A 19,642-nucleotide genomic window follows, 5' to 3' on the forward strand; every position below is an offset into this window, starting at 1 on the left:
AGATGACAAGCGAGACAATAGAACTGCAAAACCTAAGCATCGGCTACCAGACGAAACACGGCATAAAAACTGTGGCTACCGGCATTAGTGGCACCATCGCAAGCGGCGAACTCACCTGCTTGTTGGGAGCTAATGGCGTGGGCAAATCTACTCTGTTGAGAACGCTTGCATCCTTCCAACCCAAAACAGGAGGTGAGATATGGCTTGAAGGGCGCGAAATCTCTGATTATACCGACAAGCAGCTGAGCCGCCTGATAGGCGTGGTGCTGACAGAGAAACCAGATGTGAGAAATATGACTGTGCGCGAATTGGTGTCGTTAGGACGGTCGCCATACACAGGATTCTGGGGCACCTATTCGAAAGACGACTTGCAGGTGGTGGATGAGGCCATCAGCATGGTGGGCATAGAATCGCTGTCAAAACGGATGGTGCACACGCTGAGCGATGGAGAGCGACAGAAGGTGATGATAGCCAAGGCACTGGCACAGCAAACACCCGTCATCTATCTGGACGAGCCAACGGCTTTTCTCGACTACCCCAGTAAGGTAGAGGTGCTGCAACTGCTTTGCCGTATCAGTCGCGAGGCTGGCAAAGTGGTTTTCCTATCTACGCATGATGTGGAACTGGCCCTGCAACTGGCTGATACCATCTGGTTGATGACCAAAGGTGAGCCGATGGCCATAGGCACTCCCGAAGCGCTGGCCCAACAAGGCGCATTGGGCAGGTTTATAGAGCGTGATGGTATCGCTTTCGATTCCAAAACGATGACAATTAAAGTAACAAAGAAAAACTATTAGGCCTATGATAAATGGACATGGTGACGACGTGTTTCGCTATGGCGACAAGGTAAAGATAAATTTCAGCTCGAATGTATATAGTCAGGCCGACTATACAGCACTGAAAGAACACTTGATGCAGCATTTTGATGTGGTGGCCCACTATCCAGAGCCTGATGCCCACACGCTGGAGTGCATGCTGGCCGAGAAGTTAGGTGTAAAGGAGAACACCGTCATGGTGACAAGTGGCGCCAACGAAGCCATCTATCTGATAGCACAACTCTACAAAGGATGGGCCTCTATCATCCCTCAGCCCACATTCAGCGAGTATGAAGATGCCTGCCGCATGTTCAATCACGTGATTTCCTACGATGTGAAGGATGAATTCGACGTGATGCCCAAAGACCGTATCTACTGGATTTGTAACCCCAATAACCCTACAGGCAATGTGCTTGTGAAGGGTATGCTGAATCATATCGTCAGGCAGCATCCACGCTATCTGTATGTGATCGACCAGTCGTATGCCGATTATACGCTGGCACCTATGCTCGACCCAAAGGAGATGACAGATGTGTTCAACGTGATGCTGGTGCACTCACTATCTAAGAAGTTCTGTATTCCGGGCTTGCGACTGGGTTATATCGTGGCCTCACCAATTATTATCGGTCGCCTGAAACAGATACGTCAGCCCTGGACGGTGAACGCCTTGGCTATAGAGGCTGGCAAATATATGCTGAAGCATGATGTGCAGATGATTCCAGACCTGAAAGCTTATCTGGTTGAAGCAGCAAGACTACATCAGAACCTTTCTACCATAGCTGGACTGAAGGTGATGAAAAGCGATACCAACTTTATGCTGGTATCTATCGAAAACAGTACTGCAAGCGATTTGAAACGCTGGTTGCTGGACAACTACGGCATACTGATTCGCGATGCGTCAAACATCAGCGGCCTGGATAATAACTACTTCCGCGTTACTGCCCAGCGAGCCGAAGAAAACGATCTGCTGGTAGAGGCCATCCAGGCCTATGTAGACCAGCAGAATGAGGTTACTGGCTGACTGGCTTGAAATAGCGCAGACTGGTTAGCGTGTTTACTTCAGGATGCAGTATGAGGATAAAGTCGGCCAGAAGTCTTTCCGGGTGGAAAGGCGACTCTTCATAGAATGGTGAGCGCTCTACATCGCATCCATAAGCAGTATGATTCTTGAAGGCCTTGAACTGATTGTAGCCATGATGCTCGCTCAGCAGTTCATCGTAGGTGATATCGTGATTGCCACTATATCTGAAAAGCCATACATCAGCGTCGCCAGAACGTTCCAAAACCGTCTCAAAAGGCAGCGAGATAGAACCGCTGTGCTCGTCGTCGGCCCAGGCATATTTTCCGTTGGCATCCTTTATCATCTGTCCGATGGTGCTCTTGCCGCCTGGCACGTACCACACGCTGCCCGTCACCTTATCCATCAATACAGTAGGTCTGGTCTTGGCTTTGGCAGCCAATGCCTTGAGTTGCTGGTAACTGTTATCAACCGACTCAAACAAGGCTGTGGCACGCTCTTCGCAACCAAACAACATACCATAGAAGCGTAGCCACTCGGCACGCGCCAGAGGCGATGCTTCCATATAGTCGGCACACTCTATGATAGGGATGTTGATCTCTTCAAGCTTGCCATATCCGCCACTATTCTCGAATGGCGACAGGAAGAGGGCATCAGGATGCTCGTCGATAATTTTTTCGATTACAGGACTCATACCATCGCCCACATCGGTGATACGACCTTTGGCCACCTGCTCCTGAATCCAGGGTATCTTGATATACTTCAGATCGGCCACACCTGCTATGCAGTCCTGTCGGCCAAACTCCATCACCATGGCGCAATGAACGGTGGTGAACATCACGGCGCGCTTTAATGGTGTGCGAACAATAGTGCCTGTGGGTATATGGTTGGGAATCTCCTGATCGGCAGGCACCAGCACGTAGCGATGCAGGGTCATACCCTCCTTCCAGGGATTCTTAATGGTTGCCACCGTGTAGCCATCAAACTTCTCGATGCTAATCTGCGTGGCATACTTAAAAGCGACAGCATCGCCATCAGCTTGCGAAGGCGCACTTTTCTTAGCGCCTCCGCAGGCCGACAGCAATACTGTCAGTATGAATAGTTTGAAAATGGTTTTCATTAATACTCAAACTCGAGGTCGTCAATACAGATATAAGAAGGTGTGGTTGTACCGTACTCGTTCTTCTTGGTGCTATCGAATGCAAAGCTCAGGCTCTTAACACCCTCTAGCGACTGGAAATCACAGAACTGCCAATCCTTGACATACTCGCCGTCCTTAGCCAGATAGAGTTCAACATCCTTTGTGGTACCATCAGCCAATGTTGCAGTAACAGTGCACTTGAACCAGTCATCCTTCTCAAACTTACCAGGAGTCATACCATCGCCATTCAGGATAGCATCTACAGCCCAAGCATCATTGGTAAACCAGAAACCCTTCAGGGTTACAGTGCGACCAAAGTCGATAGCCTCACCAAAGGTATAAACTACACAGAAGTTTTTGCCGCTCTTGGCAGTACCAGTAATGTTGTTGAACTGATCGGCTATCGGATCCTTGTATGTAGTAGCAGTACGGTTAGAGATAGAGAAACCAGACCAGCTGGCCCATGAAGGTGTGTAGTTAACAGGGAAGGTTACACCCTTTTCTTTAAACAGACAAGCGAAAGCGTCACTCCCCCAGTTGCTAAATTTCTCTCCAGATTCATCGCCGCACCAATAACCTTCAGCGCCAAGCGTTTTCTTCTCGAAAGATACTGTAACATGTCTCTTACCACCTACAGGATTGTCGTCATTAGTACATGATGTGAATGACAATGCGAAACCGCATACGAGGACTGCAAGTCCGAATAATTTGTTTGTCTTCATAACTGTTTTTTTTAAGTGAATAATAAAAGTTATTTGATAAAAATCTTCTTTCTGTTCTGAATATAAAGGCCTTTTTGGGTGGGAGTCACCACTTGTCGGCCTTGTAGGTCATAGAAGGGCGCCGTCTTAGCAGCCTCCTGCTGGATGGTGCGGATGCCTGTCTGGGCATTCCTGATGGCTTCGATAGAAGCGTCGAGGTGTATATCCTCGGCCCCAGCAAACTCTGTAGATGTCTCGCCCCACCACTCGGGCTGAGGGCACTTCTGGTTCAAGCCGGTATAAATGCGCACGAAATCCACAAAATCCAGATTTACTGGTTGGCGATTTTCATCCACAGCCCACGAGATGTCGATACCACAGCCATCGTAGTTCCATGAGTCGGCATCGGCATTATCCGTAAAGTTGGGCAGGTTGTCGGCATAACCATAGCGGAAACCAACCAGCACATAATAATATGGACTGAACGACTGCTCGACCTGATCCGACAGATTCTGCATATTATCAGGCAATCGGGTGCCCTTGAAGGTGAGCCCGTCTGGCAGCCACTGGGGGTAATACTCCTGGGTGTGATAGTGGTTGCGATCGATGGTGCCGCTATGGCCTTGGTTATCCGTCCAGGGGATATCACCCATGGGATTCTGACGGTAGGTCACCTCGTAGCCATATACCACCTTACCCACGCTATCCACATCGCAGCTGCCGCTGATCTCATACCAAGGGTCGTCGGGCTTACCGTTGCCATTCACATCTTTCGATACCATCACCACACCAGCTTCGTTCATGCCACCAAACACCAGGTTGCGCATTTCCTGATAGGCATTGCCCCACACGGCAAAGTCGCGCTTGCCAGGCACGTTGGCAATAGAATGGTCGAAGTGGAACGTGATATATCCGCCCCATCCGCCAAGCGCCACGAGATGAGAATCGATGGGACCAAGACCAGCTAGATTCTCGTTGCACTTGCGAATCATGTCGGCCTCTGTGTCGCCATCCTCGTATGTAGGCACATCGTTTACATGCTGGCCTGGGGCAGGTCGATACTCATCCACAGCCTGGATATACTTCGAGTGCACTGCCACATCATCCATGCGCTGGGCATGTAAGGGTAATAAGATAAGAAGGTAGAAGGGTAAAACCTTCAACCACTTTCTTCCTGTGCCACTTTTAATCATATATCTCATATTTCAACTCTTCAATTCTTACATTTTACCAAGAACGCTGCATGGGCAGGAATGTCGCCAGTCTTCACCTTCCAGTCGAAAGTGCCATCGGGCAGGAAATGCAGCAGTTCGCCACTCGATACATAGTTCTTGGCATCCATCAGATAGAAATCGCGATGGATGGGATTGACGATGATGCCATAAGGCATGCGTATCTTACTGATTTCAGGGGCATCCGATAGACTCGTGCTCACCACCTGATGCGTCTTCACGTTGATGATACCATAGGTAACGGTATTGGTCATCTCCACCTCGCTCCACTGGGCACCATAGAAATAGAGCGAATCGCCCACGATGCACAGGTCGCTCACCGACTGATTGATGTGCCCACCTAACTTCATCTTACCGTTGGCATCAGGTTCCAACCAATAGATACTCGATTTCTCATCCATATAGTTGCCACGAGCCGTTACCCATAGTTGGTTGTGGTTGTCGAGTTTCAGATGGTGCAGGTTGGGTGCCACCTCAATCTTATCCACCTCGTGCATTGTCGCCAGGTCGATCACACTCACCGTACTCTCATAGCCCTGTCCTGTCATGCCCTGATAGCCTCCGCTATTGGCCACGTAAAGATGATTGCCAATGATAGCCATCTCTTCGGGCTGGTAGCCCACACTGCAAGAGTCAACCTTTTGCAAGGTGAGGGTATCTACCTTATATACACTACCCAACGGACTGTTGCTGCCACCATAAACCGTACCTACATACGACGACACATAGGCATACTGATCCTTAAACGTCACATAGCGACAATTTGGAATATCCACTTTGCCTATCCTCACAGCATCAGCAGCACGCGCCACTTCTACCTTGTTAGAGCAGTTGATGACCAGCCAGAGGCGTGAGCCATAAATCTGACAGTCGTTGCCCACATCGCCTAGAGCCATCACCGTGTTGGGGTTGCGCTCCTGATAGATGTTACGATAGTAATGTGTGGTCTCATCGTCGCCAGAAAGGTCGAGATAGTCGAGTGACGATTTGTTCGAGCCCATGTTACCCTCGTTCAGCAGATACATGCCGATAATCTCACCCTTCTGTGCCTTACCGCCAGTATCGATATTCTCCATCGGCACGATCATTACATCATGCCGACAAGCGCATAAAAGCAAAATTGCAAAAAGGTAAACTATCTGTCTCATTATTCTTCAATTCTTCAACTCTTCCTAAATTTCCACACCTAGTGTTAATGTATAGTTGCGGCCAGGCATGGGGTAATTCACAATCACCTCATAGTCCTGTCCCAACAGGTTGTTAACATCCAACTGAACTCTGAACTTTGCACTCTGAACTATAAACCAGTAGGTCATGCTCAAGTCGCTGGTGTACCAGGGTTCCATGTGGTTATAGAGAATATTCTCCTGCTCGTCGTAGCGTTCGCCCGCATAGATAAACGAGTAGTTCAGGTTCCAATGCTTATAGGTAAGACCCAGAATGGCCGAGCCGGAATGCCAGGGGATATAGGGTATCTGATGCTTATAATACGACGTTTCTGGGTCAGTTACATCGCGTGCATCCTGATAGGTGTACTGGGCACGGGTGGTAGCCACCAAGTCCTTGCCAATCTTGAAGTCGGCCTCAGCCTCCACATCGATACCTTTGATGTGCACCTTTCCCAGATTCAGCATCGTCCAACGGAACTGTTGTCCTTTGGGGTAAGCCACAATCTTATCGTGTACCGTATTATAATAGGCATCAAAATGCATCTCGGCGTGGCGCACGATACCATGTTCAAAGTGCTTGTTCAGCGCAAAGCCGGCATCGTACTGCAGCGCACTCTCAGGCACCAAGTTGGCATTGCCCATATCGGTATAATACAAGTCGTTGAAGGTAGGCATGCGGAAACTCTTCTTGACATAGGTCCGCATCGAGAAGAAGGTACCATTGAAAGGATAGAGGTTGACGAATAGCGCAGGCGTCAGCTTCGAGAGTGAACGACTGGTATTTAAGTTTGCAAACGCTCCCGTGCGGTGCGTCTTATCATTAATAAAGGTGGCTAGGATAGAGCCTTGGGCCTTCAGGTGTTTGTAGTCGATAGCTGTAGCCAAACTCACCAGATTCGATATTCTGGTGGGGTAAGCAAAATTGTAGATATCCGCATTCAACTTGTTCCACTTGAAATCGTAGGCCAGCGAAGCACTCCAGTTGGGCAGCAGCTCCAGGACATTGGCTGTTGAGAGATACAGTTCCTGCTGCCTGTAGCGGTTATCCACAGGCAGTTGGGTGCTGTCCTTATTCACATAGTGGGTATTGTAATAGGCATATTTGGCCAGCCAACGGGTGCTGAAGCCATCACCTATATTCTTATTATAATCGGCTTGTACAAAGGTATTCAAGTCTTGCTGTCGCTCGCCACGTCGCCACACGTTATTCACGATGGCCCCAGGAATGCCGCGAGCCGAGTTGTAGAGATAAGCTTTCAGCTGCCATCCGCCTTGATCCAATCTGCCAAAGAGGTTAGCCTCAATGCGCTCTGCATGGATATCGCCATTCTGTCGTACAGCTGTGGTGTCCCAAGCCGTCTGTCCGTTAGGATATTTGCGCTCGTAGTGGAACTTATACTTGCCGCTGGCAGTCAGGAAACCCGCACTTACACTCGAGCTGACGGTCTCAGACAATTTCTGCTCCCAAAGCGTGGAGAAGCGGAACATATCACTCGAGCCATACTGGGTTTTGAATCGCAGGTGGGTCTTCCCATCTTTGTCGAATACTGGCGCCTTGGTACGGATATAGATAGCCCCCGCATTCCCAAAGTCGCTGGCAGGTTGGAAGATGGCACTCTTCTGTCCGTTATACAGCGTGATATCCTCGACATTATCCAGCGAGAACTGCCCCAGGTCTATCTGTCCGTTCTGCGCATTGCCTAACTGCACGCCATCGTAGCTGATGCCCAGATGATGCGTACCCATCGAACGGATATTCACCGTCTTGATGCCTCCCACACCACCATAGTCCTTCAGTTGGATACCAGAGAAATAGCGCAAAGCGTCTGCCACAGAGTGGGTGTTCAGCTGCTCCAGCAGTTCACCCTTCAACTTCTGACTAGGCACCACCTCACGCATGGCAGGTTTCGACACAACAACAATCTCCCGCACATGCTGTACGGAATCAAGCTTGCTTTGCGCCATCGCTGTCAAGGCCGTCAGACAAGCCAATGTCAATGTGAGCTTTCGCTTCCTCATCGCTATCTGTATGTCGCCACCGTCTAACCCCAGAGAGCGGTAGGCAACGGCTGTTTCATCGGCAGGTCTTCTGACTTATCGTCTGGCAGCAAACGTCTTCCCGAAAATCTCAGTGACATTGGTGTTTGCGCCTCATAAAGGACGACTTACAGCAGCGGGAAAGGCCAAGTGTAGGCACCTTCCGGTGGGATTCTGTTCAGGTCTCTCACCTGATTCCCTTTTCATCTCCCCAAGGAGAACCGATTACGGCTGCAAATTTAAGCAAAATATTCGAAACGGCAAACTATTATGAAAAAAGTTTTCTCAACCTCTGCCTCAATTATTCACACCTTTTTATTATATTTGCAGCATCAAATCTGATCATGTAAATATAGAGACGATTAATATGCGAGATTTTGCTGCAATAGATTTTGAGACAGCCAACAACGAACGAACGTATAAGGAATTCTTACAGCAACAGATGCCCCAAGTCCCTTTGCTGGCAGATGGCGACGATTTGTTGGATGAGCTGGTCCATCTTGGGCACTTGGGCTACGTAGTAGGTGGGGAAGTCGGGGCAGAGCACTACCAGATTCATGGCTTTCACCTTGATGCCGTAATGCTTTTCGAGCATGTAGCGATAGAGGTTCTGCTGGATGCAATAATGGTAGAACGAAGTATCGGGCAGACTGATGCCGTTGTAGCTCATCTTGCCGCGGAAGCCCTCAACGAAGGGTTGGCCTTGGGCGTTGACCACCTTCGACGAGCGTTTCCAGTCGTAGATGGTGAACTCGCCATCGTCGTCCTTACAAATCAGGTCGATGGTGCCTGCGATGTTCAGGTCCTTATCGTAAACGGGCCATTCCTGGCGATAGGGCTCTATCTGGTAGTCGCGGATGAAATGCAGGAAATGCAATTTCTCTTGTTCCACGCTGATGGTCTCAACCTCTGAACCAAACTGCAACTGGCATTCGGTCTCGAAGAAGCCACGCTGGAAGTAGTTCTCCGTCTGCAGATGCACAAAGGTGCCCACCTCGCTGGCGGTGCGACCTGCGCGCTCCCATTTGTCGAGACTCTCCTCAACGGGTATGCCTTTATACCTGAACTGGTTTTCGGCCTGAGGCAGCGCCTGAAACTCCTCGAAGAAATAGGCGATAAGCGAGCTAACGGGTAGCATGCGCTTTATACCTTTATATATATAGATATGTTCTGATGGTTCAAAATCGATGTCGGCATCCTGCTCATAATGATCTGCGTCGCGAAAGTTGGTCATCTTTTCGAGCATGTCGGCCGTTTTCTCGAAAGGTTTGATGAGTGGCAGGCATTTCTGCTCCTGCTCGTCGAGGGCATAGCGCCGCTCGTCTATCTGTCTTTCTTCGCCAGCAACCTTCTGCCAATAGGCCATCTTCAGGGCTTCGTTGCGGGTCCAAGGCTCTACGGGGAAGGGTACAGCGATGAACTGGTGCTGCGGGGCGGTAGCGCTATCAGCCATCATGGCCGACAGTAGTTCTACCAGATAGTTGGCACAGATGCTTGGTTCCTGCGTCACCTGCTGAACAGCCAGTCGCACCACCGTCCAACCATGCCGGTTGAGCAGATGGTCGCGAAACACATCGCCACACGACACATAATGGATAGGTTCTCGTGTTGTTTTCTTATAGGGTTCGTCAATCTCCACATCAATACGTATCTCAGGTCGGCCAGCCACCACCAGCACCAAATCGGGATAATAGGCTGGCTGCTTGTCGGTAGTGATGATACATACGTTGAGCAGGCACTCAACGCCTGCTGGCAGCCGGCTGATAAGCTCTCGTGCAAACGTCTGTTCGAGTGCGCCTGGCTTGATGAGTGGGTGACGACGAAAGGGATACAAAATGGTTCCCCTTTCAGGGAACCTTAATAGTGGATAAACTTGATTCATAAATTCATGTTGTTGTTACTCTGGGCGGAAGCTGTCTTTGCCAACGCCACACACGGGGCATACCCAGTCATCGGGGATATCCTCAAAAGCTGTTCCTGGAGCGATGCCACCATCGGGATCGCCTTCTGCGGGGTCGTAAACGTAACCGCATACTTCACAAATGTACTTCATAAGCGTTCTAGTGTTTAGTTATTAATAAGGGTATTTATTCTGTCAACAATCCGCTCGGGCGGAATGTTCTGCAGACAAGCATAATCGCCACGCTGACAAGGCTTGTTTCCATAGATGCTGCATGGTCGGCATTCTAAGTCAATCTGGATGGCGTTCTCCGGATCCTGGTTGTAGCCAAAGAATCCAGCCTTCGGGTGTGTGGCCCCCCATACGCTAACCACAGGAATACCTGTGAGCGATGCTAGGTGCATATTGGCAGAGTCCATCGAGAGCATCACGTTGAGGTGGCTCATCAGAATCAGTTCCTGATACATACCTTCGCAATGCTTGGCAACCGAAGTACACTGGCGATACTGAGCGCACCACAGCTGGAAGTACTTCTCTTCTTCTTCGCCACGGCCAAACAGGAAGATGCGTCCTTGAGGATACTGCTGGATGAGGCGATAGATCACCTGCTCCATCAGTCGTGGTGGATAAACCTTACCATCGTGGGCAGCAAACGGGGCTATACCAATCCACTGCTCGAAATTCTTCTTAGGCCCAAACACAGCTGGCAGCAAATTCAGGTTGCCACCTTCTGCTGGGAATATAGATTTGAAATTCTTGATGTCAACAGGATAACCCAGGCGCTCAAACACAGCAGCATAATTCTCGAACGAAGAGGGAAGTTGTGCCTGCTTGTTGGGATTGCCAGAAACCAGCTTACGGCGCTGATTGCGGTGCTTGTTGATATGCTCTACGCGATATCTGCCCAGGTTAAATCTCAGTCTGAGATATTCTGATCGGAGCACATTATGCAAGTCGGCCACCTTGGTGAACTGCTTAGCTACCAGGCGGCGATAAAGGGCGTTCAGTCCTCTCACGCCGTGATACTCCTTGTTCAAATCGGCCTCCATGAAATTCACGTTGGGAGCCAGATCGTCGAATAGCGGACGGGCAAACTTACGGCTCAGTACCGTGATACGGATATCAGGATACTGACGTGCCAGCGACCATACCACGGGCACCATCATTGCCACGTCGCCAAGAGCTGAGAATCTGATGACCAGTATATGCTCTTTTCTCATCAGCTTAGTTTTACTTCTGGTTATATAAAATAGGGTTGGTTGCTGGGTCGTTATACATTTTCATCTGGCGATAAACCTTCATGTACTTACGTCCTGCTGCGATATCCTCCAGCAGTTGGTCGATAGCCAGCGAAAGGTCTTTCTGCTGTTCAAGCAGCACAGCCAGCTTAGCCTTGCATCTCTCGATATGCTCTAGTTCGGCATCGGTACGCTCCACCTGCTCCTGCATGTGGTAGATCTTCAGCGCTAAGATGCTCAAACGGTCCACAGCCCAGGCAGGGCTTTCTGTGTTCAGGCGTGCATCCTCCTGTGGCACCACCTCGCTGTAATACTGGCGGAACCATGAGTCGATCTCCTCAACAAGGTCGGTACGGTCCTGGTTGCTGCGGTCGATGCGGCGCTTCAGTGCAAGTGCTTCAATAGGATCAATATGCGGGTCGCGGATGATATCCTCATAATGCCACTGAACAGTATCAATCCAGCATTTCTTATACAGGCTATATTGGATGCTATCTTTCTGATACGGATTCTTTAAAGGCGTGTCAACATTGTCGAAAATGTGATAATCGGTTATCGCGCGATTGAAAATCTGATTGGCTTCTGTTGTAAATGTCATATTTGTATTTGTTTTATTTTGCAAAACTACAGAAACTTTTTCAAATATCCAACTAAAAATGAATAAATTCGCCATATTTTGTATTTTTATAGTATTAGGGACACCCAAAAACGTCATTTTTTTGCACAAATGCCCATGGTTTGTGCAACTAGAAGTAAGTTTTTCTTAAAAATATTTGCATAAGTGAAAGAAAATGTGTTACTTTGCACCCGATTTCGGCTATAAGCCGGAAAAATTTCAAGATAGCAACATCATTATTAACAAATTAAATTATTACAATTATGTCAGAAATTGAAAGCAAAGTAAAGGCAATTATCGTAGACAAACTCGGTGTGGATGAGGCTGAAGTAAAGGCAGAGGCTAGCTTCACAAACGACCTGGGTGCAGACTCACTGGATACCGTTGAGCTGATCATGGAGTTCGAGAAGGAGTTTGGTATCTCAATTCCCGATGATAAGGCTGAGAAGATCGGTACCGTTGGTGACGCCATCGCTTACATCGAGGAGAACGCAAAATAAATTTTTCAGAATTGAAGGATTGAAGAATTGAAGAATTGAAGTTCAGGCTTCATCCTGGATTCGTTCTTCAATTTTTCAATTTTTTGTTTTTCAATTTTAAGCTTATGGAATTAAAAAGAGTAGTTGTAACAGGTCTTGGCGCAGTAACGCCAGTGGGCAACACTCCTGATGAGATGTGGAATAACCTGCTCAACGGAGTAAGCGGCGCAGCACCTATTACAAGTTTCGATACAACAAATTTCAAAACAAAGTTTGCATGCGAGGTTAAAAACCTGAATGTGAACGATTTCCTGGATCGCAAAGAGGCACGTAAGATGGACCGCTACACACAGCTGGCCCTGATTGCTGCTAAGCAGGCTGTTGAAGACAGCGGCATGGATCTGGAGACAGAAGACAAGAACCGTATCGGCGTGGTTTACGGCGTAGGTATCGGTGGAATTAAGACCTTCGAGGACGAGGTGAAATACTATGGTGTTCACGAGGCCGATGGTCCTAAGTTCAACCCCTTCTTCATCCCTAAGATGATTGCTGATATCGCAGCTGGTCAGATTTCTATTATGTATGGCTTCCATGGCCCCAACTATATCACCGCTTCAGCTTGTGCATCTTCATCAAATGCTCTGGCCGACGCCTTCAACCTGATTCGCTTGGGTAAGGCTAACGCTATTGTTGCTGGTGGTGCTGAGGCTGCTATCTGCGCTACTGGTGTAGGTGGTTTCAACGCCATGCACGCTCTCTCTACTCGTAACGACGAGCCAGAGAAGGCCAGCCGTCCTTTCAGCGCCAGCCGCGATGGATTCATCATGGCCGAGGGTTCTGGTTGCTTGATTCTTGAGGAACTGGAGCACGCTAAGGCTCGTGGTGCTAAGATCTACGCTGAGATGGTTGGTGCCGGTATGAGTGCCGACGCTCACCACATCACCGCTTCTCACCCAGAGGGTCTGGGCGCTAAGCTTGTGATGCAGAATGCTCTTGAGGACGCAGGATTGAAGCCTGAGGACATCGACTATATCAACGTTCACGGTACTTCTACCCACGTTGGTGATATCTCTGAGGCTAAGGCCATCAAGGAGGTATTCGGCGATGCTGCCTACAAGCTCAACATCTCTTCTACTAAGTCAATGACTGGTCACCTGCTGGGTGCTGCTGGTGCTGTAGAGGCAATGGCTACCGTTCTGGCTATTAAGAACGATATCATTCCTCCAACCATCAACCACGAGGAGGGCGATGAGGATCCAGAGATTGACTACAACCTGAACTTCACATTCAACAAGGCTCAGAAGCGTGTGGTTCGTGCTGGTCTCAGCAACACCTTCGGCTTTGGTGGTCACAATGCATGTGTAGTATTCAAGAAGTATGAAGCTTAGTAACATTATTGATAGAATAAAGCTCCCTTTCCGCAAGGAGAAGGAGCTTTTTTCTTCTCTTTACGAGATACTGGGATTCTATCCCCGTAACATCGAGTATTACAAGATGGCGCTGATGCACAAGAGCATCCGCAAGCGCAACGACAAGGGCAAGCCGCTCAATAACGAGCGACTGGAGTTCTTGGGTGATGCCATACTCGACGCTGCTGTGGGTTACATCGTTTATCGTCATTATGAGGGTAAGCGCGAAGGATTCCTGACTAACACACGATCGAAACTCGTAAGCCGCGAAACGCTTGGAAAGTTGGCCACAGAGATGCGATTGAGCAATCTGCTGATATCAGCAGGTCATTCAACCTCGCACAACAGTTATGTTGAGGGTAATGCTTTCGAGGCGTTGGTGGGAGCAATCTACTTGGATCGGGGCTACGAGGCTTGTCTGCACTTTTTCGAGAAGCAAGTGCTGGGCAAGCATATAGATATAGATAAGGTGGCCTTCAAGGAGGTGAACTTCAAGTCGAAGTTGCTCGAGTGGAGCCAGAAGAATCGTGTGCGTTTGGAGTACAAGCTTACCAAGCAGAAAAAAGACGAGCACGGCAGTCCTGTATTTACCTATATGGTAGTGATTGAGGGCGTGAGTGGCGAGAGCGGCTCAGGCTATTCAAAGAAAGAGGCGCAGCAGAAGGCCTCGAAAGACACTCTGCAGCGCCTGAAGCGCGAACCTCAGTTCGTGGATGCGGTGTTTGCCGCCAAGACGGCTCGCACCCAGATGGAAGAAGAGCCGGCAATGGCTGTGCCCGATCCGGAGAAGGAGCAGCAGAGCTTCATCATCGAACAGCCGACAGTGGCAGAACAGGTGGTAGAACAGGTGGTAGAACAACCAACCACAGAACCCTCTGAAACGCCGACAATAGATTTTGCAGATAAGGAATTCGACCTCTCGGACATCTCTCATAAAGAGAAATCGCGTGAGGAAATCATAGCCGAAGCTGAAGCTGCAGCATTTTCTGGGGAGTAAAGTTCTACTCCCCAGAAAATTTTCCTACAAACACGATAACACCCGAAGAAGCCTCGCTGATGGCATATACAAAGGGGCGATTAGCATGGAATATGGCCTTAGGATATTCTACAGGTTGAGGATTAGGGGTGAAAGCCGTACAGTTTGCCCCACCAATGGTTACGGCAGCCGCCTCAGAACCTTCCTCGTTGACCTTAATCTTTGCCTTCTGGCGCATCATCGAAATATACATATTCTCTTTTTCGCACATATTGGGCACCTGAGAGATGTTATAATCAAATACCTGGCGAATGCCCATCTGTTGCAGTAGGGCAATAAGACCACCATTCAAAGTCAGTTTATCTGTATCCGAACTGGTTTCAAAGCGTGGCAGTTTCAGGTCAACTTCGTATGCCCTATATGCGTCGTCTATATTGGCGCTGTAAATATGCCCCTCTAAGCACCCTGATTTGCTAATACGGTTGATTATATCATCGGTGGTCTTTCCTTCCTCAGGTAGCATTACCGTCATCTTCCATACCCCCTTGCCATAAGGTATCTCGATGGCGCTATAGTCTTTGTTCTTATAATATTGGATAAGCACATTCTGGTGCATCAATGGCAGTTTTACTGTACTTTTTGTCGTAGTAAAGCTCTCTTCTTTGGTATTTGCTTCATCAAACTTAGAAGCCCAGTCGGCTTTAAAATAGATGGCGTTCAGCAGATAGGTTGCCATATTCTCATCTATCTTATCGAGAATGGTTGGAATCATGCCATTGGTATGATCGTTGGCCCAGTCGTTGATGGTCTTGAGCGTTGATGGCAACTTGAAGTCCAGGTTCTCTGCTGTGGCATCATAATATTGCTCCATATCTTTCTGATACTGAGTCTGCAGCTTGGCCTTGTTCTTATTTACAAACAGGGCATTGGCAATGTTTAGCGTCACCTTCTCGTCAGTCTGGGGCAGCCCGTCAATCAGTTTCTTACAATATTCATTTACAGCCTTGATGCCCCCCTGATGGAAGCCCAAAACCTGTTCCAGTTCCTGCTCTGTCTGCCCTGTGGCAGCATCGTTCACCATACCTAATACATAGGTAATGCTCAATGGCGAATAGATAAAGCTCTGGCCGTTTTGTTCAGCCTTGTTTACTGCTTTCAGGAAGTTCAGCGTAAAGCCGTTGTTGTCGTTAGCAAACACTTTTTGCTCAGGTGTTAGCTCAATGGGCTGAGAGCCAGAAAGCATGTTTACAACTTGCTTGGGCTCGAGCTGCTCATTCTCACCAATCTCTTCTGACGAGCTGCATGAAAGGAGGCTCGAAACGATTGCTCCACTCAGCATGATGGCTGATAATAAGAATAGAATTTTTTTCATAAACATACCATATTTTTAGGTTCATTTCGCTATAATAATGCAGAATTATGGGAATTCTTGCATGGAAAAATGTTAAAGAATTAAAAAACTTGTCGTTCTCATACAAGATTTACGTACTTTTGAATTCTAATAATAGAACGCAGGTAAAAATGGTCAAACAAATCGTTGAACGCATACGGAATAAAGACCAGCGGGCGATGAGTGAGCTCTACCAAATGTATATTGGTGAGCTTTCATCGGTCTGCTACCGATATATTCCCAATGCCGACGATGCAAAGGACGTGCTGCAGAACAGTTTTGTGAAGATTTTCACGGCTATCCCAACGATGGAGTATCGTAGCGATGAAGCGTTTAAAGGTTGGCTGATGAGGGTGGTAGCAAACGAGGCGCTGATGTTCCTAAGGACCAAGAAGAAACTGCTGTTTGTAGAGCAGGACGAGATAAAACAGAAGCAAGCAGATATAGCAGACGACACCCCTGCAACAGAGCAGATTTCGGCCGACCAGCTGCACCAGCTGATAAGCGAACTGCCTGATGGATACAGAACGGTACTGAATCTGTATGTATTTGAAGACTACTCGCATCGGCAGATAGCCGAACTACTAGGTATCAAGGAGAGCACATCGGCCTCTCAGCTCCATTACGCCAAGCAATGGCTGGCACGCAGAATAAAAGAATTAATAATCGATAAGGAATGAAAGAGGATTGGACAAAACAGATGAAGCAGAAGCTGGAGGACCACCAGATGGAGCCGCCAGCTGGACTCTGGGAGGGCATCAGTCGAGAGATGGGCTTCCAGACGGCACCTGTAGTTGCGCCAAAGTCGGTGGCCAGCCGCAGATGGTATTGGGCTGCTGCAGCGGCCGTCCTTGCGATTGTTGGATTCTTTGCCCTCTATCAGTTTGATACCAGCGAGCCTCAGTTAGTGGCTAGCAGCGAGCCCCAATTGGTGGCTAACCACGAGAAAGCGCCAACGCCAGTTGCCTCGGATGCTCAGCCATCGATGCCTCAGGAAGCCCCCACACTTCTGGCACAGGCGGCTCCTCGGCATCGTCACACCCCAGCGGCCCAGCAGCCAGCACTTGCGGTCGTTAGCCAGCAAGCTGCCCCAGAGGCAAATCCGCAGGAAGCCCCTGCCGACCTCTTGCAGGAGCCCACAGAAACCACCCCTCAAGATGTGGCCAGCGTGAGTGAGCCAGCGCCCGATGCCCCCAATGTTCAGGTGCAGCATGAGAAGAAACAAACCTATCTGCCAGAAGTTGTAGATTCGAAGGAAATACGTTCAAAATCAAACCATTCTGACAAATGGACTATCGCGCTGAACGGCTCAAACGGCCTATTGATGGCTAGTAATAATATTGACAATCAGATGGGAAGTCAGCTCTTGAAAAGTGATGCGTACTCCATCTTTACATATCAGGCTTTATATGGCGGTGAATTCTTAAACCACAATGGGAGCTATGCATCAGTTAATCTGCCTGAACAGGCGGAAATAAAGCACAAGCTGCCCATACGATTCGGCCTGACGGTGCAGTATCAGCTTAACAATCGCTTGGCGCTGCATGGTGGAATCAGCTATACCTATCTTGAATCAGAGTTTAAGATGCCTTTTGCTTATGATAATAGCTATACCCAGAAGCTCAAATATCTGGGCATTCCATTAGGTGTTTCATGGCAGTTGTGGTCGCAGGGAGGCTTCGGGGTTTATCTTTCTGGAGGAGCCTTGATTGAGAAATGTGTTGACAGTAAGATGTCGAGGAGTGAGATAGACGAGCGCCCCTGGCAGTTCTCACTCAACGCTGCCGCAGGTGCCGAGTATCATTTCACCCGCCAGTTCGGACTTTATCTCGAGCCATCATTGGGTTATTATTTCGACGATGGCACCTCTTTGGAGCATTATTACAAAGAGCATCCTTTGGCCCCATCTCTGCAGTTTGGATTAAGATTACATCTTAAATGATAAAAAATCGAAAAATATTCCCCCTTTACAATGGAATTGCGTAATTTTGCAGGCAGATTGCGCAATTTATTATGAGTATAACAAATATAGTAAGAAAAGTGTTTGAGGCCCGACAGCGGGATCTTGAAAAACACTTGAACCAGGGCCAGGCACTTCAAGAGACTGTGCTGAGCCGCTTGGTATCGAAAGCCAAGGATACAGAATACGGACGAAATCATGCCTTTGCATCTATCAAGGGTTACGCTGATTTCGTGAAGCATAATCCTGTAAATACTTATGAAGAGTTGAAAGGCGCTATCGACCGTATGCGTCATGGTGAGTCGGATGTGTTGTGGCCAGGCCGTGTGAAATGGTATGCCAAGTCGTCGGGCACCACCAACGATAAGTCGAAATTTATCCCTGTGAGTCAGGATGGCTTGAATCATATCCATTATTGTGGTGGTTTTGATGCAGTGGCCATGTATCTGCACAACAATCCCAAGTCGCGTATCTTTGATGGGCGTGCGCTGATTCTTGGTGGTAGTCATGCACCAAACTATAATCTGAAGGATTCGTTGGTTGGCGACTTGAGCGCCATCCTTATTGAGAATATCAATCCATTGGCCAATCTGGTTCGTGTGCCTAAGAAGAAGACGGCCTTGCTTTCCGACTTCGAAATCAAGCGTGATCGTATTGCGCGAGAGGCGATGAACAAGAACGTGACCAATATCTCGGGTGTGCCCTCATGGATGCTCTCTGTGCTCACACGTATGATGGAGATTACGGGCAAGACCCATCTGGAGGAGGTTTGGCCCAATATTGAGATGTTCTTCCACGGCGGTGTGGCTTTCACGCCTTATCGCAAGCAGTATGAACAGCTCATCACCTCGCCAAACATGCACTATATGGAGACTTATAATGCCAGCGAGGGTTTCTTCGGACTTCAGAACGATCCTGCAGACAAGTCGATGCTGCTGATGCTTGACTACGATGTGTTCTATGAGTTTATCCCCATGGATGGTGGCGATCCTGTTCCCCTCTGGGGCGTAGAAACAGGCAAGAACTATGCGATGGTTATCTCTACCAGTTGCGGCTTGTGGCGCTATGAGATTGGCGACACCATCCAGTTCACATCCACCAATCCTTATAAGTTTATCATCTCTGGTCGCACCAAGCATTTCATCAATGCCTTTGGCGAGGAGCTGATTGTGGATAATGCCGAGAAAGGTCTGGCCTATGCCTGCGAGCAGACGGGTGCCGAGGTGTTGGAATACACAGCAGCCCCTGTGTTTATGGATCAGAATGCCAAGTGCCGCCACCAGTGGCTCATCGAGTTTGCCAAGCGTCCTGCCGATCTTCAGCAGTTCAGCGACCTGCTCGACAAGCATCTGCAGGAAATCAATAGCGACTACGAGGCCAAGCGCTATAAGGACATCACGTTGCAGCATCTCGAAATCATTGAGGCTCGCCCCAACCTCTTTAACGACTGGCTCAAGCTGAAAGGTAAACTGGGTGGCCAGCACAAGGTGCCTCGCCTCAGTAACTCTCGCGAGCATATTGAACAATTGCTTTCGCTTAATGCAAAAATGCAATAATTATA

General features: G+C 48.7%; 17 protein-coding genes, 1 pseudogene and 1 riboswitch. Of the genes and pseudogenes, 8 read left to right on the plus strand and 10 right to left on the minus strand.

The annotated features are described in order from the left end of the window. Positions 1-2: 2 nt before the first annotated feature. Positions 3-788, plus strand: a pseudogene (locus tag T360_RS14245) (ABC transporter ATP-binding protein); the annotation flags it as partial. Positions 789-801: 13 nt separating this feature from the next. Then, positions 802-1,836 (plus strand): histidinol-phosphate transaminase, encoded by a 1,035-nt coding sequence (locus tag T360_RS0100520; RefSeq protein ID WP_028911046.1) that lies wholly within the window; start codon positions 802-804, stop codon positions 1,834-1,836. Here T360_RS0100520 and T360_RS0100525 read toward each other — a convergent pair. From T360_RS0100525 to T360_RS0100565, 9 genes are all read right to left on the minus strand, one after another. Then, positions 1,826-2,953, minus strand: a complete 1,128-nt coding sequence (locus T360_RS0100525) for an ABC transporter substrate-binding protein (protein WP_028911047.1) — start codon at positions 2,951-2,953, stop codon at positions 1,826-1,828. The two genes, T360_RS0100520 and T360_RS0100525, sit on opposite strands and share 11 nt — an antisense overlap. Beyond that, positions 2,953-3,696, minus strand: a complete 744-nt coding sequence (locus T360_RS0100530) for a DUF4465 domain-containing protein (RefSeq protein WP_081772636.1) — start codon at positions 3,694-3,696, stop codon at positions 2,953-2,955. The genes T360_RS0100525 and T360_RS0100530 overlap by 1 nt, the downstream gene beginning before the upstream one ends. Before the next feature lie 29 nt (positions 3,697-3,725). Further along, positions 3,726-4,877 (minus strand): hypothetical protein, encoded by a 1,152-nt coding sequence (locus T360_RS0100535; protein ID WP_028911049.1) that lies wholly within the window; start codon positions 4,875-4,877, stop codon positions 3,726-3,728. 11 nt (positions 4,878-4,888) lie between these two features. Next, entirely contained in the window at positions 4,889-5,983 is a 1,095-nt protein-coding gene (locus T360_RS0100540; protein WP_369793471.1) for a YncE family protein, read from the minus strand. A gap of 96 nt (positions 5,984-6,079) precedes the next feature. Then, the gene (locus tag T360_RS0100545) at positions 6,080-8,095 is read right to left on the minus strand and encodes a TonB-dependent receptor (protein ID WP_051523244.1); all 2,016 of its coding nucleotides are present in this window, start codon (positions 8,093-8,095) and stop codon (positions 6,080-6,082) included. A 42-nt stretch (positions 8,096-8,137) separates the two neighbouring features. Further along, a riboswitch (cobalamin riboswitch) is annotated at positions 8,138-8,354 on the minus strand. A gap of 189 nt (positions 8,355-8,543) precedes the next feature. After that, positions 8,544-9,995: a PD-(D/E)XK nuclease family protein gene (locus T360_RS15575; RefSeq protein ID WP_155949335.1), complete on the minus strand. Its 1,452-nt coding sequence runs from the start codon at positions 9,993-9,995 to the stop codon at positions 8,544-8,546. Between the two features lie 15 nt (positions 9,996-10,010). After that, positions 10,011-10,166, minus strand: coding sequence for a rubredoxin (gene rd, locus T360_RS0100555; protein WP_028911052.1), 156 nt, complete (start codon positions 10,164-10,166; stop codon positions 10,011-10,013). A 14-nt stretch (positions 10,167-10,180) separates the two neighbouring features. Beyond that, the gene (locus tag T360_RS0100560; RefSeq protein WP_028911053.1) at positions 10,181-11,233 is read right to left on the minus strand and encodes a glycosyltransferase family 9 protein; all 1,053 of its coding nucleotides are present in this window, start codon (positions 11,231-11,233) and stop codon (positions 10,181-10,183) included. 10 nt (positions 11,234-11,243) lie between these two features. Next, complete coding sequence (locus T360_RS0100565; RefSeq protein WP_028911054.1) at positions 11,244-11,849, minus strand: DUF4254 domain-containing protein; 606 nt, start codon at positions 11,847-11,849, stop codon at positions 11,244-11,246. A gap of 281 nt (positions 11,850-12,130) precedes the next feature. On the opposite strand from T360_RS0100565, the gene T360_RS0100570 reads away from it, so the two are divergent. From T360_RS0100570 to rnc, 3 genes are all read left to right on the plus strand, one after another. Beyond that, positions 12,131-12,367 (plus strand): acyl carrier protein, encoded by a 237-nt coding sequence (locus tag T360_RS0100570; protein ID WP_013065488.1) that lies wholly within the window; start codon positions 12,131-12,133, stop codon positions 12,365-12,367. A 104-nt stretch (positions 12,368-12,471) separates the two neighbouring features. After that, the gene (gene fabF, locus T360_RS0100575; RefSeq protein WP_028911055.1) at positions 12,472-13,734 is read left to right on the plus strand and encodes a beta-ketoacyl-ACP synthase II; all 1,263 of its coding nucleotides are present in this window, start codon (positions 12,472-12,474) and stop codon (positions 13,732-13,734) included. Then, positions 13,724-14,752, plus strand: coding sequence for a ribonuclease III (gene rnc, locus T360_RS0100580; RefSeq protein WP_028911056.1), 1,029 nt, complete (start codon positions 13,724-13,726; stop codon positions 14,750-14,752). The genes fabF and rnc overlap by 11 nt, the downstream gene beginning before the upstream one ends. 4 nt (positions 14,753-14,756) lie before the next feature. Here rnc and T360_RS0100585 read toward each other — a convergent pair whose 3' ends face one another. Continuing rightward, positions 14,757-16,103: a serpin family protein gene (locus tag T360_RS0100585; RefSeq protein ID WP_028911057.1), complete on the minus strand. Its 1,347-nt coding sequence runs from the start codon at positions 16,101-16,103 to the stop codon at positions 14,757-14,759. A 149-nt stretch (positions 16,104-16,252) separates the two neighbouring features. On the opposite strand from T360_RS0100585, the gene T360_RS0100590 reads away from it, so the two are divergent. From T360_RS0100590 to T360_RS0100600, 3 genes are all read left to right on the plus strand, one after another. Beyond that, the gene (locus tag T360_RS0100590; RefSeq protein WP_028911058.1) at positions 16,253-16,801 is read left to right on the plus strand and encodes an RNA polymerase sigma factor; all 549 of its coding nucleotides are present in this window, start codon (positions 16,253-16,255) and stop codon (positions 16,799-16,801) included. Further along, entirely contained in the window at positions 16,798-18,063 is a 1,266-nt protein-coding gene (locus tag T360_RS0100595; protein WP_028911059.1) for an outer membrane beta-barrel protein, read from the plus strand. Before T360_RS0100590 ends, T360_RS0100595 begins: the two co-directional genes overlap by 4 nt. Before the next feature lie 71 nt (positions 18,064-18,134). Further along, entirely contained in the window at positions 18,135-19,637 is a 1,503-nt protein-coding gene (locus tag T360_RS0100600) for a GH3 auxin-responsive promoter family protein (protein WP_028911060.1), read from the plus strand. The last annotated feature ends 5 nt before the right edge of the window (positions 19,638-19,642 follow it).

The organism is Prevotella sp. MA2016 (assembly GCF_000619825.1).
Lineage (GTDB): Bacteria > Bacteroidota > Bacteroidia > Bacteroidales > Bacteroidaceae > Prevotella.